General features: G+C 57.6%; 22 protein-coding genes. 16 read left to right on the top strand and 6 right to left on the bottom strand.

What is annotated here, in order from left to right:
- Nucleotides 1-26 precede the first annotated feature (26 nt).
- The gene (gene modE, locus B2Q93_RS11675) at nt 27-815 is read right to left on the bottom strand and encodes a molybdenum-dependent transcriptional regulator (RefSeq protein WP_286933107.1); all 789 of its coding nucleotides are present in this window, start codon (nt 813-815) and stop codon (nt 27-29) included.
- A 128-nt stretch (nt 816-943) separates the two neighbouring features.
- Here modE and B2Q93_RS11680 point away from each other — a divergent pair, with 128 nt between their 5' ends.
- The 4 genes from B2Q93_RS11680 to modC all read left to right on the top strand — a co-directional run bounded on the left by B2Q93_RS11680 (nt 944) and on the right by modC (nt 3,795).
- On the top strand, nt 944-1,093 hold the full coding sequence (locus B2Q93_RS11680) for an AcrZ family multidrug efflux pump-associated protein (protein WP_040076505.1): 150 nt from the start codon (nt 944-946) through the stop codon (nt 1,091-1,093).
- Between the two features lie 179 nt (nt 1,094-1,272).
- Nucleotides 1,273-2,049 (top strand): molybdate ABC transporter substrate-binding protein, encoded by a 777-nt coding sequence (gene modA, locus B2Q93_RS11685; RefSeq protein ID WP_207293255.1) that lies wholly within the window; start codon nt 1,273-1,275, stop codon nt 2,047-2,049.
- Nucleotides 2,046-2,735 (top strand): molybdate ABC transporter permease subunit, encoded by a 690-nt coding sequence (gene modB, locus B2Q93_RS11690; protein WP_046886958.1) that lies wholly within the window; start codon nt 2,046-2,048, stop codon nt 2,733-2,735. The genes modA and modB overlap by 4 nt, the downstream gene beginning before the upstream one ends.
- A gap of 1 nt (nt 2,736) precedes the next feature.
- Nucleotides 2,737-3,795, top strand: coding sequence for a molybdenum ABC transporter ATP-binding protein ModC (modC, locus tag B2Q93_RS11695; protein ID WP_233801262.1), 1,059 nt, complete (start codon nt 2,737-2,739; stop codon nt 3,793-3,795).
- Here the strand turns inward: modC and B2Q93_RS11700 are convergent, their stop codons facing one another.
- Nucleotides 3,796-4,614 (bottom strand): pyridoxal phosphatase, encoded by an 819-nt coding sequence (locus tag B2Q93_RS11700; RefSeq protein ID WP_233801264.1) that lies wholly within the window; start codon nt 4,612-4,614, stop codon nt 3,796-3,798.
- Nucleotides 4,615-4,762: 148 nt separating this feature from the next.
- Between B2Q93_RS11700 and pgl the strand changes: the two genes are divergently transcribed.
- A complete protein-coding gene (gene pgl / locus B2Q93_RS11705) occupies nt 4,763-5,758 on the top strand; it encodes a 6-phosphogluconolactonase (protein ID WP_233801266.1) in 996 nt (331 codons plus the stop codon).
- Nucleotides 5,759-6,194: 436 nt separating this feature from the next.
- Entirely contained in the window at nt 6,195-6,284 is a 90-nt protein-coding gene (locus tag B2Q93_RS11710) for a hypothetical protein (protein WP_154298954.1), read from the top strand.
- A gap of 56 nt (nt 6,285-6,340) precedes the next feature.
- On the opposite strand, the gene B2Q93_RS11715 is transcribed toward B2Q93_RS11710, so the two are convergent.
- Entirely contained in the window at nt 6,341-7,624 is a 1,284-nt protein-coding gene (locus B2Q93_RS11715; RefSeq protein WP_286777702.1) for a putative acyl-CoA thioester hydrolase, read from the bottom strand.
- A 224-nt stretch (nt 7,625-7,848) separates the two neighbouring features.
- Here B2Q93_RS11715 and hutI point away from each other — a divergent pair, with 224 nt between their 5' ends.
- From hutI to hutH, 5 genes are all read left to right on the top strand, one after another.
- On the top strand, nt 7,849-9,072 hold the full coding sequence (hutI, locus tag B2Q93_RS11720) for an imidazolonepropionase (protein ID WP_286933419.1): 1,224 nt from the start codon (nt 7,849-7,851) through the stop codon (nt 9,070-9,072).
- A complete protein-coding gene (hutG, locus tag B2Q93_RS11725; protein ID WP_207293259.1) occupies nt 9,069-10,007 on the top strand; it encodes a formimidoylglutamase in 939 nt (312 codons plus the stop codon). Before hutI ends, hutG begins: the two co-directional genes overlap by 4 nt.
- Nucleotides 10,008-10,048: 41 nt before the next feature.
- Nucleotides 10,049-10,783 (top strand): histidine utilization repressor, encoded by a 735-nt coding sequence (locus tag B2Q93_RS11730; protein WP_286933110.1) that lies wholly within the window; start codon nt 10,049-10,051, stop codon nt 10,781-10,783.
- A gap of 127 nt (nt 10,784-10,910) precedes the next feature.
- Nucleotides 10,911-12,599, top strand: a complete 1,689-nt coding sequence (gene hutU / locus B2Q93_RS11735; protein WP_286933111.1) for a urocanate hydratase — start codon at nt 10,911-10,913, stop codon at nt 12,597-12,599.
- Nucleotides 12,596-14,116 (top strand): histidine ammonia-lyase, encoded by a 1,521-nt coding sequence (gene hutH / locus B2Q93_RS11740; RefSeq protein ID WP_286933112.1) that lies wholly within the window; start codon nt 12,596-12,598, stop codon nt 14,114-14,116. The genes hutU and hutH overlap by 4 nt, the downstream gene beginning before the upstream one ends.
- Nucleotides 14,117-14,147: 31 nt before the next feature.
- Here the strand turns inward: hutH and B2Q93_RS11745 are convergent, their stop codons facing one another.
- Together B2Q93_RS11745 and bioA are read right to left on the bottom strand one after the other, a co-directional pair.
- The gene (locus tag B2Q93_RS11745; protein WP_046886949.1) at nt 14,148-14,624 is read right to left on the bottom strand and encodes a kinase inhibitor; all 477 of its coding nucleotides are present in this window, start codon (nt 14,622-14,624) and stop codon (nt 14,148-14,150) included.
- Between the two features lie 70 nt (nt 14,625-14,694).
- Nucleotides 14,695-16,002, bottom strand: a complete 1,308-nt coding sequence (gene bioA, locus B2Q93_RS11750) for an adenosylmethionine--8-amino-7-oxononanoate transaminase (RefSeq protein ID WP_212477367.1) — start codon at nt 16,000-16,002, stop codon at nt 14,695-14,697.
- A gap of 70 nt (nt 16,003-16,072) precedes the next feature.
- Between bioA and bioB the strand changes: the two genes are divergently transcribed.
- Genes bioB through bioD form a run of 4 tightly spaced genes read left to right on the top strand, consistent with a single transcriptional unit; the run spans nt 16,073 to nt 19,715 of the window.
- Complete coding sequence (gene bioB, locus B2Q93_RS11755) at nt 16,073-17,113, top strand: biotin synthase BioB (protein WP_040076491.1); 1,041 nt, start codon at nt 16,073-16,075, stop codon at nt 17,111-17,113.
- Complete coding sequence (gene bioF, locus B2Q93_RS11760) at nt 17,110-18,267, top strand: 8-amino-7-oxononanoate synthase (protein ID WP_286933113.1); 1,158 nt, start codon at nt 17,110-17,112, stop codon at nt 18,265-18,267. The genes bioB and bioF overlap by 4 nt, the downstream gene beginning before the upstream one ends.
- Nucleotides 18,251-19,006, top strand: coding sequence for a malonyl-ACP O-methyltransferase BioC (gene bioC / locus B2Q93_RS11765; protein WP_286933114.1), 756 nt, complete (start codon nt 18,251-18,253; stop codon nt 19,004-19,006). Before bioF ends, bioC begins: the two co-directional genes overlap by 17 nt.
- Nucleotides 18,999-19,715 (top strand): dethiobiotin synthase, encoded by a 717-nt coding sequence (bioD, locus tag B2Q93_RS11770; RefSeq protein ID WP_286933116.1) that lies wholly within the window; start codon nt 18,999-19,001, stop codon nt 19,713-19,715. Before bioC ends, bioD begins: the two co-directional genes overlap by 8 nt.
- Here the strand turns inward: bioD and B2Q93_RS11775 are convergent.
- Nucleotides 19,663-20,379 (bottom strand): ABC transporter ATP-binding protein, encoded by a 717-nt coding sequence (locus B2Q93_RS11775; RefSeq protein ID WP_286933117.1) that lies wholly within the window; start codon nt 20,377-20,379, stop codon nt 19,663-19,665. The two genes, bioD and B2Q93_RS11775, sit on opposite strands and share 53 nt — an antisense overlap.
- A 748-nt stretch (nt 20,380-21,127) precedes the next feature.
- On the opposite strand from B2Q93_RS11775, the gene uvrB reads away from it, so the two are divergent.
- A complete protein-coding gene (gene uvrB / locus B2Q93_RS11780; RefSeq protein ID WP_212477376.1) occupies nt 21,128-23,146 on the top strand; it encodes an excinuclease ABC subunit UvrB in 2,019 nt (672 codons plus the stop codon).
- The last annotated feature ends 41 nt before the right edge of the window (nt 23,147-23,187 follow it).

A 23,187-nucleotide genomic window follows, 5' to 3' on the forward strand; every position in this document is an offset into this window, starting at 1 on the left:
CATTGGGAAGACGAATGTCAATGCGCTTAGCACAACGTGGCGATAATCACCCGGTCAGCATTAAAATATGCGGTCACCTCAGTACCTTCCTCTAGATTCACTGCCTGGGAGTGAGGCAGCGTGGCGCAAAGGGTCTGACCATCGGGCAGCGCCATCAGCACTTCGCACTGTTCATCACCCCGGTCAATATGGGTGACGACGCCCTGAAGCTGATTATCGGCCTGAAGCGCGTCTGTCGGATCCCGGGTGATATTGACCCAGGGTGCTTTTAGCAACACCAGCACCTCCTTTCCTTCCTCCAGAGCCAGGCGTTTGCCACTCTGGGCCGTAATAGCCACCTTCAGCCGCGTGGTGCCATCCGCGAGTAAAATCGCCACATGCTGCTGGACAGGATCGCGATCGCGAGCGGTAACGGTGCCAAACCATTGATTGCGGGCGCTGGTCTGCAGTGAGAAGCGTGAAATGGCGGCAAGAAGGCTATCGAGAGGCAGGGCATCGTCATGGCTCAGCACGTCAAAGGCTTTTTGCTGGATCTGCCCCAGCAGTTCATAAAGCTCAATTAAGCGTTGACCATAGCGCGTAAGATGGGCCCCGCCGCCGCCTTTACCGCCGGTGGCGCGTTCAACCAGCATCTGCTCGCTCAGGGCGTTCATCTCATTGATGGCATCCCAGGCACTTTTATAACTGATCCCCGCATTCTTCGCGCCCTGGCTAATAGAGCCGGTTTGCGCTATCTGTTTAAGCAGAGCAATACGGCGTGGATCGGCAAAAAGTTTTTGCTGAAGACGTAGGGTGAGAAGAATTTCGGCCTGCATAACAGTGTCCTGGCAAAAAGCGTATTGTGACGCAATTCAGGGGAGTCGCAAACTGTACCGCACAAAAGGGGATGTATTTCTCGCTTTAACGGTTAGAATATGGCAATTCACATTGTCTGGAGAAACCCATGTTAGAGTTGTTGAAAAGTCTGGTGTTCGCCGTGATCATGGTACCAGTGGTGATGGCTATCATCCTCGGTGCAATCTACGGCCTGGGTGAAGTGTTCAACGTGTTTTCCAACATCGGACACAGAAAGCAGCCTAAAAAACAGCATTAATTCCCGTTAAAACGCCCGGCTTGTCCGGGCGTTTTGCTCTCAAGTTTGCCTCTTCCACGCCGATATTATCTTTAGCATCACACTCATTTACTCATTAAGCGGTACGATTTAAGGCTGGGAAAACCCTGTGGCAATCGTTATATTCTTAAGTATATAACGACATGCAAAAGGAGTTACAGATGGCACGTACAGGCTTAGGCTTTTTCGCAGGGGCAGCGCTGGTATTAACCGTAAGCGGACATGCACTGGCAGACGAAGGTAAAATTACCGTTTTCGCTGCCGCTTCGCTAACGAATGCCATGCAGGATATTGCTGCTGAGTATAAAAAAGAGAAAAACGTCGAGGTGGTTTCATCCTTTGCCTCTTCCTCAACGCTGGCCCGCCAGATTGAGGCGGGCGCGCCAGCGGATCTCTTTATCTCTGCGGATCAGAAATGGATGGACTATGCGGTGCAGAAGAAATCAATCGACACCGCCAGTCGGACAACGTTACTGGGGAACAGCCTGGTCGTCGTGGCGCCTAAAACAAGCCCACAAGGCGAAATGACAATCAATAAAGAGACGCCCTGGACCAGCCTGCTGAAAGACGGACGTCTGGCGGTTGGCGATCCGGAACATGTTCCTGCGGGTATCTACGCGAAAGAGGCGCTGCAGAAACTGGGCGCATGGGATACGCTTTCGCCAAAGCTGGCGCCGGCGGAAGATGTTCGTGGCGCACTGGCGCTGGTGGAGCGTAACGAAGCGCCGCTGGGCATTGTTTATGGCTCCGATGCCGTTGCCGGTAAAGGGGTAAAAGTCGTCGGGACCTTCCCGGAAGACTCGCACAAAAAAGTGGAATATCCTGTTGCCATCGTTGATGGACATAAAAACGCGACGGTCAGCGCCTTTTACGATTATCTGAAAGGGCCGCAGGCGTCGGCAATCTTTAAACGCTATGGATTTACGACTCACGAATGATTTTGACCGATCCCGAATGGCAGGCCGTGCTGCTGAGCCTGAAAGTCTCCTCCCTCGCGGTTGTGTTTAGTCTGCCCTTTGGGATCTTCTTTGCCTGGCTACTGGTTCGCTGCACCTTTCCCGGTAAGGCGCTTCTCGATAGCCTGATCCATCTGCCGCTGGTGCTGCCGCCCGTGGTTGTGGGCTATTTACTGCTCATTGCGATGGGCCGACGCGGCATCATTGGTGAATGGCTATATGACTGGTTTGGGCTGACCTTCGCCTTCAGCTGGCGCGGTGCGGTGCTGGCGGCGGCGGTGATGTCCTTCCCGTTGATGGTCCGCGCCATCCGTCTGGCGCTGGAGGGGGTGGATCGTAAACTGGAGCAGGCCGCCTGTACTCTGGGGGCCGGACGCTGGCGAGTTTTATTCACCATCACGCTCCCCCTGACCCTGCCCGGAATTATCGTCGGCACGGTACTGGCCTTTGCGCGTTCGCTGGGCGAGTTTGGTGCCACCATCACTTTCGTTTCCAATATTCCTGGTGAAACCCGCACGCTGCCGTCTGCCATGTATACCTTAATCCAGACGCCAGGTGGCGAAGGCGCCGCCGCGCGACTCTGTATTATCTCCATTGTGCTGGCTATCGTCTCGCTGCTGGTGTCGGAATGGCTGGCACGTTTGAGCCGTGAACGGATGGGGAACTGAAATGCTGGAACTCAATTTTAGCCAGACGCTGGACGAACACTGTCTGACCATCAACGAAACCCTGCCAGCACGGGGTATTACGGCGATTTTTGGTGTGTCGGGGGCGGGCAAAACCTCGCTGATTAACGCCATCAGCGGCCTGACACGACCTCAGAGCGGGCGCATTGTGCTGAATGATCGGGTGCTCAATGACGCAGAACAGCGTATCTGGTTGTCACCGGATAAGCGCCGTATTGGGTACGTTTTCCAGGATGCCCGGCTCTTTCCGCACTATAAGGTTCGGGGTAATCTGCGCTACGGCATGGCGAAAAGCATGGCCGGACAGTTCGATAAACTGGTTGCGCTGCTGGGAATTGAGCACCTGCTCGACCGTCTACCCTCCTCTTTGTCGGGCGGCGAAAAACAGCGTGTGGCCATCGGTCGCGCACTGCTCACCGCGCCGGAACTGCTCCTGCTGGACGAGCCGCTGGCCTCTCTCGATATTCCGCGTAAGCGCGAACTGCTACCCTATCTGCAGCGACTGGCGCGTGAAATCAATATTCCAATGCTCTACGTCAGCCACTCGCTGGAGGAGATCCTCCACCTGGCCGATAACGTGCTGGTGCTGGAAAACGGTAACGTGAAGGCGTTTGGTCCTCTGGAGGAGGTGTGGGGCAGTAGCGTCATGCATCCATGGTTGCCGGCAGAACAGCAGAGCAGCATTCTGAGGGTCAGCGTTCTTGAACATCACCCGCACTATGCCATGACCGCGCTGGCGCTGGGCGATCAACACCTCTGGGTGAATAAGCTAGATAAACCGCTACAGGCCAATTTGCGCATCCGCATTCAGGCTTCAGACGTCTCGCTGGTACTGCAGCCGCCGGTACAGAGCAGTATTCGTAATATCCTGCGAGCAAAAGTCGCCCAATGCTATGACGATAACGGGCAGGTAGAAGTGCAGCTGGAGATTGCCGGTAAGACGCTCTGGGCGCGTATCAGCCCCTGGGCAAGGGATGAACTTAGCATTAAGCCTGGCCTGTGGCTGTACGCGCAGATTAAGAGCGTGTCGATTACAACCTGATCAAATCAGGTTGCTGTAAATAAACTGGGCGATGCTGTCGCGCGTGTTATCGCCGATAACGACGTTGGCGCGCGCCTTCACCGCCTCGTCCGCATTGCCCATCGCCACACCGGTGCCTGCAGCTTCTAACATGCTGATGTCGTTATAATTATCGCCAAAGGCAATAACATCCTGCATCGACCAGCCCAGGGACTCGACATACTGCGTCAGGCGCTTACCTTTGCTGTTGCCTTTGCGGGCAATATCCACCTGATCGTGCCAGGACCACTCGCACTCCAGCCCCAGCGTGTTTTCAACGAGTTTAGCAAAATCATTCAGCTTGCTGGTGTCTTCATCGGTCAGGGCAAATTTCCAGATCGCAGAGACCTCCCGGGCCGCCTGCGCCAGCGAAGCTACCTGCGTAAACACCGGGCGTTGCGCCTCTGGCAGAGATTGCGCCCAGGCGCGGGTGCGAATCACGTGGCCGGTAGGGCGCTCATACAGCATGGCTTCGTCAACGTACATCAGACCGTGAACGTTATGTTCATCAAGCAGTGTAATCAGCTGTTGTGCCTGCGCAACCGGGAGCGGATCCGATTCGAGAACCTTTTTTGCATGATAATCATACAAATAAGTGCCATTACAACAAATTGCAGGTGTATCTAAAGCCAGTGCCTGATAAAAAGGATGAATAGCAACGTGATGACGACCCGTCACAATAATGAGTTGATAACCCGCTTCGCGCGCGCGTTGTAGCGCTTCGAGCGAAGAGGGGAGCAGGGTTTTTTGCGGGGTAAGTAACGTACCGTCTAAATCCAGTGCAATCACGCGAGAGGTCATTTGTTATTCCGGTTAATGATGAAAAACAGATTGCTGAGATGGTACACCGCGAGACGATCGCTGCAAAATTCCTGGCTAAAATTCAGCATCTACCGTTAAACGATCATCCTTGTACATTACTTTCACGCGCAGTGAGGAAGGAGCATTCATGAAACAAACCGTTTATACCGCCAGTCCTGAAAGCCAACAGATCCATGTCTGGCGTCTGAACCCTGAAGGGTCACTCACCCTTGTTCAGGTTGTCGATGTGCCGGGGCAGGTTCAGCCGATGGTAATCAGTCCGGATAAACGTTTCCTGTACGTGGGTGTGCGTCCGGAATTCCGCGTGCTGGCCTACCGTATTGCACCTGAAGATGGTGCTCTTACCTATACCGCCGAAGCGGCACTGCCGGGCAGCCCGACGCATATCTCCACTGACCTGGAAGGGCGCTTCATCTTTAGCGGCTCCTATAACGCCGGTTGCGTCAGCGTGACGCGCCTGAACAACGGTATCCCGGGCGAAAGCGTAGACATGGTTGATGGGCTGGAAGGTTGCCACTCTGCCAATATCTCACCAGATAATAAAACGCTGTGGGTGCCGGCGCTGAAGCAGGATCGAATCTGTCTTTTCACCCTGGGTGACGACGGTAAACTGGCGGCACAAAATCCGGCGGAAGTGACCACTGTGGAAGGTGCAGGCCCGCGTCATATGGTCTTCCACCCGAATCAGAAGTTCGCTTATGTGGTGAACGAGCTGAACGGCTCGGTAGACGTCTGGGCGCTGAGTGATGCCCACGGCAATATCGAATGTATCCAGACGCTGGATATGATGCCTGCAGATTTTACCGATACCCGCTGGGCGGCCGATATCCACATCACACCGGATGGACGTCACCTCTATGCCTGTGACCGTACGTCCAGCCTGATCACCATCTTCAGCGTGTCTGAAGATGGCAGCGTGCTGGCCGTGGAAGGTTTCCAGCCGACGGAAACTCAGCCGCGTGGCTTCAATATCGATCACACGGGCAAGTACCTGATCGCGGCGGGGCAGAAATCGCATCACATTGCGCTGTATGAAATTCAGGGTGAGCAGGGGCTGCTGGAAGAGAAAGGACGCTATGCCGTCGGCCAGGGCCCAATGTGGGTAGTGGTTAACGCGCAGTAACGCGTTAGAACGTCGCAATAAAAAAACCTCGCCAGTGCGAGGTTTTTTTATACCCGGTGGTGGCCGGATGTGCACATCAGCAAATACCAACCCGGTCATCGTAGTCTCATGAGTGAGTAAAGTAAAATAGTGCAAGCCAGGCGCTAAAAGCAGGTGTGGGTGCTACTGAATTGAATTGATTACTATTTTTTCAATGAGCTTGATGAATTCTGATTTTGAGCTGGACTGTTTTTATATACAGATATTTATCGCTACAATCGCTGGGTTGGTGAGATGTGTAGCAGATCCGCAAAACAGGCACCTTTTTAAGTCCTGGCTGGCGGGTGGTGCCGTCAGTGCCTTAGCTGTGGAGCACATCAGCAAGCACCAACACCCACTGGCGACAGGCAGCGGAAAGGTAAGTCAGTGGTAGTGCTCCTGACCAAAGGAGTGGCGAATGAGCTTTACAGGATGGTGTATTCTGATCCTGCAACTCATGGTTGCGATACTGCAACTGCTGGACGCGTATCTACAGACGGTTGCCTGACGCTTCCAGGCGCAGCATAAAGGGGGAGTTGCTCCCCCTTTTTGCTAATAGCGCCGTTACTGCTTCGGTTCGGCGACGATCTTGCTACCTACACCGCGGTTGTTGTATTCCCACATGCGATTGAAGTTAGCGTCGTTCAGGTTGCGCTGTACATTGCCTTTATCATCAACGGTACCCGTGTTGCCAGCATAAGGGCGCTGAGAGATCGCCGCATTAGCCCAGGGTTTCGCCATGTTGAAGCCTTCATTGATGACGCTATCGCGAATGACGACCTGGCCATTCGAGTTGGCATCGGCATCCAGAGCGCGGCCGAGCTGCGCGACGCCGTCCCCGGCAGCCGTAAAGCGACTATTTACCGCCAGGAAGCCATAGAACATGTTCGACAGGGTGGCTGGGGCAAAGACGTAACCCTCTTTTTGGGTACGGGAATTCACCACGCGGAAGTCGGTGTTATCAAACACGACGGCGCCACGGCCTGCAACGATATCTACGTCACCTTCAATATAGCTATTGGTCACCAGCGTACGGGTCAGGCGGGTGTTCTGCAGCGTATTTTGCACACCGCTATTGGTCACAAAGAAGGTGTTCTGGCGACCCAGAATGTTCACCTTATCGATCTGCACCTGGTCGCCATCGCTACGCAGCGCCACGGCCTGGTGATTACCTGCATCTACGCTGTCGCCCAGATTGTTTTCGATGGTCAGGTTTTGCAGCTGCAGGCCATTGTTCTGTGACCAGAATACCGCAGAGCACATCACGCCAACGGTGGCGCTTTGCTTGCTCTGGCAGCGATCAAACATATACCACGCCGGTTTACCTGGCATGTATTTACCGCCCGGATTCACCAGATGGCGCCAGGTGGCGGTGTCGATTTCAGAATCGATCGGCAGGCCAATTTTCACATCAGCAGGTTTTTCACCCATACCGTAGAGCGTCACGCTGCCCGGCGCAGCCGGAACATAGACGGTCCCTTCGTACTCGCCAGGCATGATGGCGATGTACTGACGAGAGCTGCTGTGTTTGGCAATGGCAGCGTCAACGGCGGCCTGAACAGAGGTATGAGTCACCCCCTGAGTTCCCGCCGGGCCTACCACGAAATTCGGTTGTGCTGGCAGACGAATGGCATACGGCTTCCACGGCGCGGCATCAGGATTCATGGCGGTGAAATAGCGCGCCTGCTGGAAGTTCTTCGCTTCTTCAGCAGAGAGAACAGGACGGGAAGCGGTGCCAGGGGCCGCCTGCTCAGACGGAAGCTGGTCTGGTGGCGTTGAGCTACATGCGGACAAGGTCACGCCAAAAGCCAGTGCCAGCGCCAGACGGTAGTGGCTGGAAATATTCAAGGGAAAGCTCCTTGCTGTGCGAATCAAATGGGGATAACGGAAATAGCCTGCTTTTTTATACTAAGTTGGGCGAAACGGGAAGATGAAACGGCAAAAATTGACTTTTTATTCCCAGGCTTAGCGGGAAAATCGTCACAAACTGATAACAATATCGGTAAAGGCGATTGACAGAGGGGCGGGAATGAAAATAAATGTCTATACAACCCATGACAAGTGGAAGCCTGATGTTGCAACTTCATCCTGACGACGTCATCTTGCGTAACGCGCGCCTCGCTACCCTGGATCCCGATAAGCCAGCCCCTTATGGCCTGATGGAAAAGCAGGCGTTAATCCTCCGCGGCGAAACGATTCTGGCGCTGATCCCCGACGCTGACCTGCCGGCTCATCTGCCTGGACAGCATGATATGCAGGGGCGGCTGGTCACGCCGGGCTTAATCGACTGTCATACCCACCTAATCTTTGGCGGCAATCGTGCGGCGGAGTGGGAGCAGCGCCTGAACGGCGTCTCTTACCAAACCATCAGCGCACAGGGCGGCGGGATTAATGCCACTGTGACCGCGACCCGCAACAGCACGCCGGAGGCGCTCTTCCAGCTTGCGCAGGCGCGACTTGTGCGCATGATGCGCGAAGGCGTAACGACGCTTGAGATCAAATCGGGGTACGGTCTGAACGATGAAGCCGAAGAGAAGCTCCTGCGCGTGGCGCAACGGCTCGCTCAACATCATCCCATTGAAATCAGCCCAACGCTGCTGGCGGCCCACGCGGTTCCGCAGGAATATCGCCAGCATCCCGACGGTTGGATTGACCACATCTGTCAGCACACGCTCCCCACGCTATGGCGAAAACAGCTTTTCGAGGCGGTTGATGTTTTCTGTGAAACGGTCGGTTTCACCCCTGCGCAAACTGAGCGGCTGTTCCAGGCGGCACAGCGGCTTGGGATCCCGGTAAAAGGCCATGTCGAGCAGTTGTCGAATCTGGGTGGTACGGCGCTGGTGAGCCGCTATCACGGCTGGTCAGCGGATCATATCGAGTATCTGGACGAAGCCGGCGTGGCGGCGATGGCGCAAAGCGGCACCGTCGCCGTGTTGCTTCCGGGAGCATTCTATTTTCTGCAGGAGCGTCAGCGTCCCCCTGTCGAGCGGCTGCGCCAGCACGGCGTTCCCATGGCCGTCGCCACGGATTACAACCCGGGTACCAGCCCTTTCGCCAGCCTGCATCTGGCCATGAACATGGCCTGCGTCCAGTTTGGCCTGACCCCGGAAGAAGCCTGGGCAGGCGTGACGCGAAATGCCGCCCAGGCGTTAGGGCGTGGTTCCACACAGGGTCAGCTGAAAGCTGGATATAAAGCCGATCTGGCTATCTGGGACGCTGAAAGCCCCGTTGAAATGATCTACGAACCTGGCCGTAACCCGCTCTGGCAGAGGATATTCAGAGGACAAATACAATGAAGCTCTGGCAGCCTGTTTCCCCGGATATCTGGCAAGGGCGCGACGATCGTGCCGAGGCCAGCAACGCGCTGCGCCTGTTTCAAACCGTGCAGCAGAGCCCGACTTTCCAGCCAGGCCGGGAGGGGATTGCGCTGTTGGGTTTTTGCTGTGATGCCGGGGTTAAACGCAATCAGGGCAGGCCGGGCGCAGCAGAGGGGCCAGACGTCCTGCGTGCCGCGCTGGCCAATATGGCGAGCTATGGCGGTCACGAGCGTCTGACCGATCTGGGGAATATCACCGTAGAAGCCGATGCGCTGGAAGCGGCACAGCAGGCGCTCAGTGAGGCAGTGACCACCTGCCAGCAGGCGGGAATGCGCACTCTGGTGCTGGGGGGAGGACACGAAACCGCCTGGGGTCACGGCAAAGGGGTGCTGGACGCCTTCCCCAATGAGCGAGTGGTGATTGTGAATCTCGACGCCCATCTCGATTTACGCCAGGCAAGCCGCGCGACCTCGGGTACGCCGTTTCGCCAGCTGGCCCGTTACTGCGAGGCGCAGCAGCGCGATTTTGTCTATGCCTGCCTGGGTGCCAGTCGGGCAGCGAACACCCAGGCACTGTGGGACGAAGCGGCTCGTCTGAAGGTAACAGTGGTAGAAGATCTTGATTTTCAGCACGCGGCGTCAGACGCCGTGTCAAACCTGATTCAGCAGGCAGATCGTCTCTATCTGACGCTCGATCTCGATGTGCTGCCCGCCGGCGAGATGCCTGCGGTATCGGCGCAGGCAGCGCTGGGCGTGCCCGCGCGGGATCTGCTACGGGTAATCGAACCGATTTGCCGCAGTGGCAAGCTGCAGGCGGTGGATCTGGTGGAGTTTAGCCCGCGTTTTGATCGCGAGGGGCAGGGGGCAAAGCTCGCCGCGCGGTTGGCGTGGCAAATTGCTCACTGGTGGGCGTAATACACGGATATACTCGACTTTTTACGGCTTAAGGAATGGTTATGTTCACACGCGCTTCGCAGCGGCAAACTAACGCCCCGGCACCTTTTTACGAAAAGGTGAAACAGGCGATCAGCCATCAAATCGCCACGGGCGTCTGGCGGGCACACGATCGTATTCCATCCGAGGCGGAGCTGGTGGTGCAGTTTGGATTTAGCCGTATGACCATCAACCGTGCATTGCGGGAGCTTACCGACGAAGGGTTACTGGTCCGTCTGCAGGGGGTTGGCACCTTTGTGGCCGAACCTAAAGGGCAGTCGGCACTGTTTGAGATCCGCAGCATTGCCGACGAAATAACCGCCCGTCAGCATCAGCACCGCTGTGAGGTGCTGCTGCTGGAGGAGACGCAAGCCTCTGCCCAGCAGGCCATGGCCCTGGATGTGAAAGAGGGCACGGCAATTTTTCACTCTATGATGCTGCACTTCGAAAACGACGTGCCGGTGCAGATTGAGGATCGCTGCGTCAATGCGCTCAGGGTGCCGGCCTATTTAGAGCAAGATTATACCGCTACCACGCCGCATGCTTATCTGTCGCTGATTGCCCCGCTCACCGAAGGGGAACACATTGTCGAGGCTGTCCGTGCGACCCGTCAGGAGTGCGAACTGCTGCGCATCAAAGAGCACGATCCCTGTCTGATGATCCGTCGACGGACCTGGTCGGCATCGAACATTGTCTCTCATGCGCGCCTGCTCTTCCCGGGCGACCGCTACCGGCTGCAAGGTCACTTTATGTCATAAGTTTTAAAAGCGTGATTGCTGACGCAATATAATAAAAATGTATATTTTTTGTTAAATTCAGCCTTGTGTGCACTTGTCTATACAAGTATATCTAATTGTATATTCTCTCCCCAATGAGGAGCACATCATGTCGTCAGGCAAGTATCGCCAGCAGACGGTGCGCGCACCCCGCGGCACCACATTGACCGCTAAAAGCTGGCTCACCGAAGCCCCGCTGCGTATGTTAATGAATAACCTCGACCCCGATGTGGCCGAAAACCCGAACGAGCTGGTGGTTTACGGCGGTATCGGCCGCGCGGCGCGCAACTGGGACTGCTACGACGCTATTGTCGAGGCGCTCACGCAGCTCGACGCAGACGAAACCCTGCTGGTGCAATCCGGCAAACCGGTAGGGGTATTCAAAACCCACTCCAACGCGCCACGTGTGCTGATTGCCAACTCCAACCTGGTACCCCACTGGGCGACCTGGGAACACTTTAACGAGCTGGATGCAAAAGGGCTGGCCATGTACGGCCAGATGACGGCGGGCAGTTGGATCTATATCGGCAGCCAGGGGATCATCCAGGGCACCTGGGAAACCTTCGTTGAAGCCGGACGCCAGCACTATGACGGCTCCCTGAAAGGGCGCTGGATTCTTACCTCCGGACTGGGGGGAATGGGCGGAGCGCAGCCGCTGGCCGCCACCCTGGCAGGGGCCTGCTCACTCAATATTGAGTGTCAGCAGAGCCGCATTGATTTCCGTCTGCGTACCCGCTATGTGGATGAGCAGGCCGACACGCTGGACGACGCCCTGGCGCGCATCAAAAAATATACCGAAGAGGGCAAAGCCGTTTCGATCGCACTGTGCGCCAACGCGGCGGAGATCCTGCCTGAACTGGTGGCGCGCGGCGTGCGCCCGGACATGGTCACCGACCAGACCAGCGCCCATGACCCGCTGCACGGCTACCTGCCGAAAGGCTGGCGCTGGGATGAGTATCAGCAAAAAGCGCAGCAGGATCCCCAGGGCACTGTGCGGGCCGCGAAGCTCTCCATGGCAGAGCACGTCAACGCAATGCTGGCCTTCAGCCAGCAGGGTATCCCCACATTTGATTACGGCAATAACATCCGCCAGATGGCGAAGGAGATGGGTGTACAAAACGCCTTTGATTTCCCGGGCTTTGTCCCTGCCTATATTCGTCCACTTTTCTGCCGGGGTATCGGCCCGTTCCGCTGGGTGGCGCTCTCCGGCGATCCGCAGGATATCTATAAAACCGACGCCAAAGTGAAAGAGATTATCGCTGACGATGTCCACCTGCATCATTGGCTGGATATGGCCCGGGAACGTATTAACTTCCAGGGGCTTCCGGCGCGTATCTGCTGGGTCGGGCTGGAGTGGCGCCAGAAACTCGGCCTCGCATTTAACGAAATGGTACGGAGTGGTGAAGTCTCCGCCCCTATCGTTATTGGCCGCGATCATCTCGATTCTGGCTCGGTTGCCAGCCCGAACCGAGAAACCGAAGCCATGCGTGACGGCTCTGACGCGGTCTCCGACTGGCCGCTGCTTAACGCATTACTGAACACGGCCAGCGGAGCGACCTGGGTCTCGCTGCACCACGGCGGTGGGGTGGGTATGGGCTTCTCCCAGCATGCCGGGATGGTCATCGTCTGTGACGGCAGCGATGACGCGGCCGCCCGTATCGCCCGCGTCCTGCATAACGATCCGGCCACGGGCGTGATGCGTCATGCAGACGCCGGATACGACATTGCGATTGATTGCGCCAGAGAGCAGGGACTCAACCTGCCGATGATCACCGCTCAACGAGGAGAGCACCGATGAATGCCTTTACGCTTAACCCCGGTACGCTAACTCTGGCCCAGCTTCGTCAGCTCTGGGGAAGCCCGATGCAGCTCACGCTCAGCGAGGCGGCATTTGGCGCCATTAATGAGAGCGTCGCCTGCGTTGAGGCGATTGTGGCAGAAGGGCGCACCGCCTATGGCATCAACACCGGTTTTGGCCTGTTGGCCCAGACGCGAATTGCCACGCATGACCTGGAAAACCTTCAGCGTTCGCTGGTGTTATCTCATGCCGCCGGCGTGGGGGAGCCGCTCGACGATGCGATCGTGCGCCTGATGATGGTGCTAAAAATTAACAGCCTTGCCCGGGGATTTTCCGGTATCCGTCTCAGCGTGATTCAGGCGTTGATTGGGCTGGTCAATGCCGGCGTATACCCGTGGATCCCGGCGAAGGGATCGGTGGGGGCCTCCGGCGATCTGGCCCCGCTGGCGCATATGTCGCTCACGCTACTGGGCGAGGGGAAAGCGCGTTACCGGGGAGAGTGGCTGCCCGCCCGCGAAGCATTGCAACAAGCCGGCCTGACGCCGGTGACGCTGGCGGCGAAAGAGGGGCTGGCGCTGCTTAACGGCACTCAGGCCTCCACTGCGTTTGCGCTGCGCGGCCTGTTTGAAGCAGAAGATCTCTTTGCCTCAGCGGTCGTCTGTGGCGCGCTCACCACCGAAGCGGTGCTCGGCTCGCGGCGTCCGTTTGATGCCCGTATTCACGACGTGCGTGGCCAGCGCGGGCAAATTGACGCCGCAGCGCTATACCGTCACGTCCTGACGGACACCAGCGCCATCGCTGAGTCGCACCATAACTGCGACAAAGTGCAGGATCCGTACTCCCTTCGCTGTCAGCCGCAGGTGATGGGCGCCTGCCTTACCCAGCTGCGTCAGGCGGCGGAGGTACTGCTGGTCGAGGCGAATGCGGTGTCCGATAACCCGCTGGTCTTTGCGCAGGAGAACGAGGTGGTCTCCGGAGGCAATTTCCACGCCGAGCCGGTGGCGATGGCCGCAGACAACATTGCTCTGGCGATTGCCGAAATCGGTGCGCTGGCTGAGCGGCGGATCGCGCTAATGATGGATAAACACATGTCGCAGTTGCCGCCCTTCCTGGTGCGCAACGGCGGGGTGAATTCCGGATTTATGATTGCCCAGGTAACCGCGGCGGCGCTGGCGAGCGAAAACAAAGCCTTGTCACACCCGCACAGCGTGGACAGTCTGCCCACCTCAGCGAATCAGGAAGATCACGTTTCGATGGCGCCTGCCGCAGGGCGACGTTTATGGGAGATGGCCGGTAACACCCGTGGCGTGCTGGCAGTAGAGTGGCTGGCGGCCTGCCAGGGGATGGATCTGCGCGAGGGCTTAACGTCCAGCCCGCTGCTGGAGCAGGCACGACATACCCTGCGCGAGCAGGTGGCGCACTATGATGACGATCGGTTTTTTGCGCCAGACATTGATGCGGCGATTGCGCTGCTGAGCCAGCGCAGCCTGGTGGGGCTGCTTCCGGCCATATTATAACGATAAGCCCGGCGCAGAGCCGGGCAGGTTTTCAAACATACATCGCCGTGATCGACGCGCTGCCCAGCGTGTGGAAATGCACGTTAAAGCCTACCATCGCGCCGCTTGCGCCTTCATCGACCTCGATTCGCTCTACGTCCAGCGCATGTACCGTGAAAATATAGCGATGGGTTTCGCCCTTCGGCGGCGCCGCGCCGCCATAGCCCGCTTTACCAAAATCGGTACGGGTTTCAACCGCGCCTTCCGGCAGGGCCACCAGCGATGAGCCCGACCCCTGCGGCAACACGCGTGTATCGGCAGGCAGATTCGCCACGATCCAGTGCCACCAGCCTGAACCGGTAGGCGCATCCGGGTCATAGCAGGTGACTACAAAACTCTTCGTGCCCGCCGGCACCTCATCCCAGGCCAGGTGGGGGGAGATGTTATCGCCCTGATAACCCATGCCGTTAAAGACATGACGCTCCGGGAGTTTTTCGCCGTCGCGCAGATCCTGACTGATTAACTTCATACCGTTTCTCCGTAGTGAACTCTGCAAAAAGTGTAATGCAAAACGAGAGTACAAAACGTAACGCTATGGATTAAATCGCAAAATGTGCGGGATTGTGTACAGCATCCACCACCGCCGTGGTGAGCTTTTGCAACTGTTCAGGGCTGATCAGGTACGGCGGCATCAGATAGATGAGCTTACCAAACGGTCGGACCCACACGCCCCGTGCCACAAAGAAGCGTTGCAGCGCCGCCATATTGACCGGATGGTGCGTTTCAACCACGCCGATGGCGCCCAGCACCCGCACGTCAGCCACGTATTCGGACTCACGCGCCGCCGCCAGCGCTTGCGAAAGCTGCGTCTCGATGGCCGCAACCTGTGCTTGCCACTCGCCGCTCTCCAGCAGGGCCAGACTTTCACTCGCCACCGCACAGGCCAGTGGATTACCCATAAACGTCGGGCCGTGCATAAAGCAGCCCGCTTCACCCTCGCTGATGGTGTCGGCCACCTGACGGGTCGTAAGGGTGGCAGAAAGCGTCATGGTACCGCCGGTTATCGCCTTGCCCAAACAGAGAATATCCGGAGTGATCCCGGCATGGTCGCAGGCAAAGAGCTTACCGGTGCGGCCAAAGCCGGTGGCGATTTCGTCGGCAATCAGCAAGATCCCCTCCCGGTCACACATTTTGCGAATACGTTTAAGCCACTCGGGATGATACATCCGCATACCGCCAGCGCCCTGCACGATAGGTTCGAGGATCACGGCGGCAATCTCATGACGATGCGCCGCCATCAGGCGAGCAAAGCCGACCATGTCTGCCTCATCCCATTTGCCATCGAAGCGGCTTTGCGGGGCGGGTGCAAAGAGGTTTTCCGGCAGATAGCCCTTCCACAGGCTGTGCATGGAGTTATCAGGATCGCAGACCGACATCGCGCCGAAGGTATCGCCGTGATAGCCGTTGCGGAAGGTGAGGAAACGCTGACGCGTTTCGCCTTTGGCGTGCCAGTATTGCAGCGCCATTTTCATCGCCACCTCTACCGCCACCGAGCCCGAGTCGGCAAGAAACACGCACTCTAGCGCCTGCGGGGTCATGGCCACCAGCCGACGACAGAGATCCACGGCGGGCTGGTGGGTAATACCGCCGAACATGACATGAGACATCTGATCGATCTGCGCCTTCATCGCCGCGTTCAGACGCGGGTGATTGTAGCCATGAATGGCCGCCCACCAGGAAGACATCCCGTCCACCAGCAGCTCGCCGCTGGCGAGTTTTAGTTCGCAACCCTGCGCCGAGGCGACCGGGTAAACCGGTAACGGCTGGGTCATAGAGGTGTAAGGGTGCCAGATGTGGCGCTGATCGAAAGCGAGATCGTCCGTTGTCATAATCGACTTGTAAACCATTTTGAAAACATTTAGGTTTACAAGTATAAACCGAACCCACCCTGAACTAAACCCCTTTTGGAGATGCCCCATGGCTCACCAGACACGCTGGACGATGTCGCAAGTTACTGCATTATTTGAAAAACCCCTCCTTGAACTGCTGTTTGAAGCCCAGCAAATTCATCGTCAGCACTTCGATCCGCAGCAGGTGCAGGTCAGCACCTTGCTGTCGATTAAAACCGGCGCCTGCCCGGAAGATTGCAAATACTGCCCGCAAAGTGCGCGCTACAAAACTGGCCTGGAATCTGAACGTCTGATGGAAGTTGAACAGGTGCTGGAGTCAGCCCGTCAGGCGAAAAACGCAGGCTCCACCCGCTTCTGCATGGGGGCCGCCTGGAAGAACCCTCACGATCGCGATATGCCTTATCTGGAGCAGATGGTACAAGGCGTGAAGGCGATGGGGATGGAGGCCTGTATGACGCTGGGTACGCTGAACGAAACCCAGGCTCAGCGCCTGAGCGCGGCGGGGCTGGATTACTACAACCACAACCTCGACACCTCCCCGGAGTTTTACGGCAATATCATCACCACCCGCACCTATCAGGAGCGTCTCGACACCCTCGACAAGGTGCGCGATGCGGGCATCAAAGTCTGCTCGGGCGGGATCGTCGGTTTAGGCGAAACGGTGAAAGATCGTGCAGGTCTGCTGCTGCAGCTGGCCAACTTACCGACGCCGCCAGAGAGCGTGCCTATCAACATGCTGGTGAAGGTAAAGGGCACCCCGCTGGCCGATAACGATGACGTCGATGCGTTCGATTTTATTCGCACTATTGCCGTGGCGCGCGTGATGATGCCGACCTCCTGGGTACGTCTTTCCGCGGGTCGCGAGCAGATGAACGAACAGACCCAGGCGATGTGTTTTATGGCCGGGGCGAACTCCATCTTCTACGGCTGCAAGCTGCTGACCACCCCGAACCCGGAAGAGGACAAAGACGTTCAGCTGTTCCGTAAGCTGGGGCTCAATCCGCAGCAGACCGCGGTAGCCACGGGTGATATTGAGCAACAGCATCAGCTGGAGCAGCAACTTTTCAACGCCGACACTGAACAGTTCTACAACGCGGCAACGGTATGACCTGGCAGCAACGGATCACCGCCGCCCTGGACGCACGCCGGGCGGCAGACGCGCTGCGCGTGCGCACGGTGGTTGAGAACGGCGCGGGCCGGTTTCTCACCCGCGACCAGCAGCGCTACTGCAACTTCTCCAGCAATGACTACCTTGGGCTGAGCCAACATCCTGAGGTTATTCGTGCCTGGCAGCAGGGGGCTGAGCAGTACGGTGTCGGCAGCGGCGGCTCGGGCCATGTCAGCGGCTATACCCGTGCGCATCAGGCACTGGAAGAGCATCTGGCCGGCTGGTTAGGCTATCCACGTGCGCTGCTGTTTATCTCGGGCTTTGCGGCGAATCAGGCTCTCATTGCGGCCCTGCCGGGCAAAGCGGATCGGATCCTGGCCGATCGTCTGAGCCATGCTTCGCTGCTGGAGGCGGCCAGCCTCAGCCCGGCGCAGTTACGCCGCTTTGCGCACAACGATCCTGCGCAGCTGGCCGAATTGCTGGATAAACCCTGCGCCGGCCAACAGCTGGTGGTGACCGAGGGGATTTTCAGCATGGATGGCGACAGCGCGCCTTTAGCGGCGTTGGCCTCAGTTACCTGGCAGAGACAGGGCTGGCTGCTGGTGGACGATGCCCATGGGATCGGCATCACCGGCCCGGAAGGGCGGGGCAGCGCGGCTTGTCAGCAGGTCAAACCGGACCTGCTGGTCGTCACCTTTGGTAAAGGGGTGGGCGTCAGCGGCGCGGCGGTGCTGTGCAGCGACGAGGTTGCCGATTATCTGCTGCAGTTTGCACGCCATCTCATCTACAGCACCAGCATGCCGCCTGCCCAGGCGGTCGCGCTGCTGACGGCGTTTAACCTCATTCGGGGTGAAGAGGGCGATGCCCGGCGACAAAAACTGGCACAGCATATTCAACAGTTCCGCCGTGGTGTGAAGGGTTCGCCGCTGCAGGTGACCCACTCGCACAGTGCCATTCAACCGCTGATTGTAGGCGAGAATGGCCGGGCGCTGAATCTGGCGCAGCAGCTCAGAAGCCAGGGCATTTGGGTAACGGCGATCCGACCGCCTACGGTGCCTGCGGGCACGGCGCGTTTGCGCCTGACCCTCACCGCCGCCCATAAAGCGGCAGATATCACGACGCTTCTGGAGGCGCTCCATGCCGCAAGTGAATAAACAGGCGATTGCCGCTGCCTTTGGCCGCGCTGCCCAGAGCTATGCTAACCATGACGCGCTGCAGCGACACAGCGCGCAGGGGCTGCTTGTCCTGTTGAGGGACATCGTCCCCAGCCGGGTACTGGATGCAGGCTGCGGTCCGGGCGGGAATAGCCGCGTTTGGCGCAGTCGGGGCAGCCACGTGACGGCGATGGATCTCAGCGCACCGATGCTTGAACAGGCCCGCAGCAACGAGGCCGCAGACGCCTACCTGCTGGCGGATATCGAGGCTATCCCGCTAGCGGATGCCGGTTTTGATCTGGTCTGGAGCCACCTGGCGGTACAGTGGTGCGCCAGCCTGCCGCAAGCGCTCGCCGAGCTCTACCGGGTGACGCGTCCTGGAGGGCAGGTGGCATTTACCACACTTCTGAACGACTCCCTGCCGGAGCTGAATCAGGCCTGGCGAGCGATAGATGACCGCGCCCACGCTAACCGCTTTTTAACGGCGCAGCAGCTCACAGAAGCTCTCTCTGGCTGGCGTTGCCGGGTAAAGCGTCAGACGGTCACTTTGCCGTTTGATGATGCCCTGCAGGCGATGCGATCCCTGAAGGGAATTGGAGCCACCCATTTGCACGAAGGGCGTGCCGGTAAACTGCTGACCCGTAGAGCGTTACAGCAGTTAGCGCTGGCATGGCCGCAGCAGAACGGAAAATTTCCGCTAACTTATCAACTCTTTCATGGAATTATCGAACGTGATTAACCGCTATTTCGTCACCGGCACCGACACTGAGGTAGGCAAAACCGTTGCCAGCACCGCGCTGTTACAGGCAGCTTCCGCCCTGGGGTACCGTACGGCAGGTTACAAACCGGTAGCCTCGGGCAGCGAGATGACCGCAGAGGGGCTTCGTAACAGCGATGCGCTGGCTTTACAGCACAACAGCAGCGTGGCGCTGCCCTACGATCGGGTGAACCCTTACACCTTTGCGGAGCCGACTTCCCCGCACATCGTCAGCGCTGACGAAGGGCGCCCCATCGATTTTTCGATCCTCTCTGCCGGCTTGCGTACCCTTGAACAGCAGGCCAACTGGGTGCTGGTAGAGGGGGCAGGGGGGTGGTTCACGCCACTCTCAGAGACGCAGACTTTTGCCGACTGGGTAGTGACTGAGCAGCTGCCGGTGATCCTGGTGGTAGGGGTGAAACTGGGCTGTATTAACCACGCCATGCTGACCGCGAAGGCGGTAGAGCAGGCCGGACTCCGGCTGGCGGGCTGGGTGGCTAACGATGTCGTACCGCCGGGTAAACGCCACGCGGAGTATATGGCGTCGTTGACCCGGCTCATCCCCGCACCGCTGCTGGGCGAGATTCCCTGGCTGGGTGAGCGCGGCGATACGGCAGAGGTGGGGCGCTATCTCTCCCTTAGCGTGCTGACGCCATCCAGTGGGCCAGCAAGGGATCGTCCAGCTCGCTAACGCGTCCCTGGGCAACGTTGCGCCCGCGGTAGAGTAAACAAAAGCGATCCGCGACCCGGCGGATCAGCGACAGCTGCTGTTCTGCCAGTAAAACCGATAACCCTAACTCCCGGTTAAGCCGCACCAGCAGCTGCGCCAGCTTCACGGCGAACGACTGTCCCGGCCCGCGGCTGGGTTCATCCAGGATCAGCAGCCGGGGACGGGTCACCAGCGTATTCGCCAGCGCCAGCTGGTACTGCTCTGCCTCACCGATACCCGACGCGCGTAACCGGCGCAAAGGGTAGAGTTCCGGGAAGAGGTCGTAGATCTCGCCATTCATGGTGCCGCCCATGTCTCCCTTTGCCATCCGCGCAACCTGTAAGTTCTCCTCTACCGTCAGCAGTGAAAAGATGCGCCGCTCTTGCGGCACATAGCCAATGCCTAGCTGATGGCGCGTCTGCGCCGCCACGCCTAACAGATTGTAGGGAGGGGCGCCCGCCTCATGCCACACCATGCTGCCGCTGGCGACAGGCAGCAAACCCGCAATACAGTGGATCAGCGTGGTTTTCCCCATGCCGGGCAGGCCGACGATACCGGTACACACGCCAGGGGGCAGGTCGAGATCGACATTCCATAGCGTATGCTGATTCCCGTAGTACTGGTTAACGGCTCGGAGGCTCAACATCGTGTTTTCTCCTTAGGCTGGCGACGATGACCTGACATGTACTGCAAAACCCTTGCCACAGAGTCAGAAGAGGGCAAAAAACACCGTTTTTTCGGAACCCGCCGCAAAGTTTCTCCCTCAATCGCAGAAGATTGCACTGCCGCAGTGCCAGCCATGAAGAGTAATGGTGCAGCGCCTTTCTGCCGGGAGTGTGAGCAAGATCCCACCAATTTGCTCTGCCTTTTTTCGCTGAGGATCACCAAAATTTAGCGATAAAAAAAATTTCTTGCCGCGTTGGGTTAAAAAACCGGGAATTAGCAGAGCGGCGGCGGCTACGGGCTGGAATGAGTTATCCACTATTCCTGTGGATAACCTTGTGCATTAGAGTTAGAAAACGTGAGGTAAGCGAGAGAATACGCGGCCTGCGCCTGAATTGCTGCGAAACCCGTCTTTTCTTAATATTTCTTTATTATCAATAAGTTATATAAAAGCAATGTCTGTCAAGAAAGTGTCATGGTTAATGACAAAAGTACGTGGGCTCGTCTTGACAAATGTTAAAAAAGGAAAAGTTTTGGGGATAACCGAAAAAGTTCTGCATTCTGGCGGGATGCAGGCGAAATTTTGCGCAGTAAACCGGTTAAAGAGTAGGCGGTAACAGAAATGGCAATTCACGTTACTGGTTTTTCATCCAGTATAATTTACTGGCAAAAAACCGTATCGCGAGTAAAATTACTCACCTGCCGTATAATTGATCATCAGGTCGTTGTTAATGAGTAAACCGTTCAAACTGAATTCCGCTTTCCGTCCTTCTGGCGATCAGCCAGAAGCGATTCGCCGTTTGAAAGAGGGGCTGGAGGATGGTCTCGCGCATCAGACGTTGCTGGGGGTAACCGGCTCGGGTAAAACCTTTACCGTTGCCAACGTCATTGCCGACCTGCAACGTCCGACCATGGTGCTGGCGCCAAATAAAACCTTGGCGGCGCAGCTGTACGGCGAGATGAAAGAGTTCTTTCCTGAAAACGCCGTTGAGTATTTCGTCTCTTACTACGACTACTATCAGCCTGAAGCCTATGTCCCAAGTTCGGACACCTTTATCGAGAAAGATGCCTCGGTAAACGAACATATTGAGCAGATGCGACTCTCTGCCACCAAAGCGCTGCTTGAGCGTCGCGATGTGGTGGTGGTGGCCTCGGTATCGGCGATTTACGGTCTGGGCGACCCGGATCTCTATCTGAAAATGATGCTGCACCTGACGGTGGGCATGATTATCGATCAGCGCGCCATTTTGCGCCGTCTGGCCGAGCTGCAGTACACCCGTAACGATCAGGCCTTCCAGCGCGGTACATTCCGCGTGCGCGGCGAGGTGATTGATATCTTCCCCGCCGAGTCCGACGATATCGCCCTGCGCGTGGAACTGTTTGATGAAGAGGTAGAGCGGCTGTCGCTGTTCGACCCGCTTACCGGCCATGTGGAGTCGGTAATTCAGCGTTACACCATCTATCCAAAGACCCACTACGTGACCCCACGCGAGCGTATCGTACAGGCGATGGAAGAGATTAAAGTCGAGCTGGGCGATCGCCGTAAGGTGCTGCTTGCCAACAATAAATTGCTGGAAGAGCAGCGCCTGAGCCAGCGCACCCAGTTTGATCTGGAGATGATGAACGAGCTGGGCTACTGCTCCGGCATCGAAAACTACTCCCGTTACCTCTCCGGGCGCGGGCCGGGCGAAGCACCGCCGACCCTGTTTGACTACCTGCCGGCGGATGGCCTGCTGGTGGTGGATGAATCCCACGTAACCATTCCGCAAATCGGCGGCATGTATCGCGGTGACCGGGCGCGTAAAGAGACGCTGGTGGAGTATGGCTTCCGCCTGCCTTCCGCGCTGGACAACCGCCCAATGAAATTTGAAGAGTTCGAGGCACTGGCACCGCAAACCATCTACGTTTCAGCGACGCCGGGCAACTATGAGCTCGAAAAGTCGGGCGGCGACGTAGTGGATCAGGTTGTGCGTCCGACCGGTCTGCTTGATCCAATCATCGAGGTGCGCCCGGTGGCGACGCAGGTCGACGATCTGCTCTCTGAGATCCGCGCCCGGGCGTCTATCAACGAGCGCGTGCTGGTAACGACCCTCACCAAGCGCATGGCGGAAGATCTGACCGAATACCTGGAAGAGCATGGCGAAAAGGTACGTTATCTGCACTCGGATATCGATACCGTCGAGCGTATGGAAATTATCCGCGACCTGCGTCTGGGCGAGTTTGACGTGCTGGTGGGCATCAACTTACTGCGAGAAGGGCTGGACATGCCTGAGGTGTCGCTGGTCGCGATTCTGGACGCTGATAAAGAGGGCTTCCTGCGCTCTGAGCGTTCACTGATTCAGACCATTGGCCGTGCCGCGCGTAACGTAAACGGTAAGGCGATTCTCTACGGCGATAAGATCACCCCGTCGATGGCGAAAGCGATTGGTGAGACCGAGCGTCGTCGTGAGAAGCAGCAACAATACAACGAAGAGCACGGCATCACGCCACAGGGTCTGAACAAGAAAGTGGTGGATATTCTGGCGCTGGGTCAGAACATTGCCAAGACCAAAGCCAAAGGCCGCGGTAAAGCGCGCCCGGTCATAGTGGAAGACGATTCCGCGTTACTGACGCCAAAAGCGTTGCAGCAGAAAATACACGAACTGGAAGGGCAGATGATGCAGCATGCGCAGAACCTCGAGTTCGAAGAGGCGGCGCAGCTTCGCGATCAGCTGCATCAGTTGCGAGAGTTGTTTATTGCGGCGTCGTGATTAACGTCGGTTCCCTCACCTCTCGGGCGAGGGAACCGGTC

This window comes from Leclercia sp. UBA5958, assembly GCF_002430365.1.
GTDB classification, from domain to species: Bacteria; Pseudomonadota; Gammaproteobacteria; order Enterobacterales; family Enterobacteriaceae; genus Enterobacter; species Enterobacter pneumoniae.

What these genes read in the sequence shown, in the direction of transcription:
- modB (WP_046886958.1), top strand. Translation starts at nt 2,046, where the DNA reads ATGATTTTGACCGATCCCGAATGGCAGGCCGTGCTGCTGAGCCTGAAA.
- pgl (WP_233801266.1), top strand. Translation starts at nt 4,763, where the DNA reads ATGAAACAAACCGTTTATACCGCCAGTCCTGAAAGCCAACAGATCCAT.
- B2Q93_RS11700 (WP_233801264.1), bottom strand. Translation starts at nt 4,614, where the DNA reads ATGACCTCTCGCGTGATTGCACTGGATTTAGACGGTACGTTACTTACC.
- B2Q93_RS11745 (WP_046886949.1), bottom strand. Translation starts at nt 14,624, where the DNA reads ATGAAGTTAATCAGTCAGGATCTGCGCGACGGCGAAAAACTCCCGGAG.
- uvrB (WP_212477376.1), top strand. Translation starts at nt 21,128, where the DNA reads ATGAGTAAACCGTTCAAACTGAATTCCGCTTTCCGTCCTTCTGGCGAT.
- hutU (WP_286933111.1), top strand. Translation starts at nt 10,911, where the DNA reads ATGTCGTCAGGCAAGTATCGCCAGCAGACGGTGCGCGCACCCCGCGGC.
- modC (WP_233801262.1), top strand. Translation starts at nt 2,737, where the DNA reads ATGCTGGAACTCAATTTTAGCCAGACGCTGGACGAACACTGTCTGACC.
- B2Q93_RS11775 (WP_286933117.1), bottom strand. Translation starts at nt 20,379, where the DNA reads ATGTTGAGCCTCCGAGCCGTTAACCAGTACTACGGGAATCAGCATACG.
- bioB (WP_040076491.1), top strand. Translation starts at nt 16,073, where the DNA reads ATGGCTCACCAGACACGCTGGACGATGTCGCAAGTTACTGCATTATTT.
- bioC (WP_286933114.1), top strand. Translation starts at nt 18,251, where the DNA reads ATGCCGCAAGTGAATAAACAGGCGATTGCCGCTGCCTTTGGCCGCGCT.
- hutI (WP_286933419.1), top strand. Translation starts at nt 7,849, where the DNA reads ATGTTGCAACTTCATCCTGACGACGTCATCTTGCGTAACGCGCGCCTC.
- bioF (WP_286933113.1), top strand. Translation starts at nt 17,110, where the DNA reads ATGACCTGGCAGCAACGGATCACCGCCGCCCTGGACGCACGCCGGGCG.
- modA (WP_207293255.1), top strand. Translation starts at nt 1,273, where the DNA reads ATGGCACGTACAGGCTTAGGCTTTTTCGCAGGGGCAGCGCTGGTATTA.
- hutH (WP_286933112.1), top strand. Translation starts at nt 12,596, where the DNA reads ATGAATGCCTTTACGCTTAACCCCGGTACGCTAACTCTGGCCCAGCTT.
- hutG (WP_207293259.1), top strand. Translation starts at nt 9,069, where the DNA reads ATGAAGCTCTGGCAGCCTGTTTCCCCGGATATCTGGCAAGGGCGCGAC.
- B2Q93_RS11710 (WP_154298954.1), top strand. Translation starts at nt 6,195, where the DNA reads ATGAGCTTTACAGGATGGTGTATTCTGATCCTGCAACTCATGGTTGCG.
- modE (WP_286933107.1), bottom strand. Translation starts at nt 815, where the DNA reads ATGCAGGCCGAAATTCTTCTCACCCTACGTCTTCAGCAAAAACTTTTT.
- B2Q93_RS11730 (WP_286933110.1), top strand. Translation starts at nt 10,049, where the DNA reads ATGTTCACACGCGCTTCGCAGCGGCAAACTAACGCCCCGGCACCTTTT.
- bioA (WP_212477367.1), bottom strand. Translation starts at nt 16,002, where the DNA reads ATGGTTTACAAGTCGATTATGACAACGGACGATCTCGCTTTCGATCAG.
- B2Q93_RS11680 (WP_040076505.1), top strand. Translation starts at nt 944, where the DNA reads ATGTTAGAGTTGTTGAAAAGTCTGGTGTTCGCCGTGATCATGGTACCA.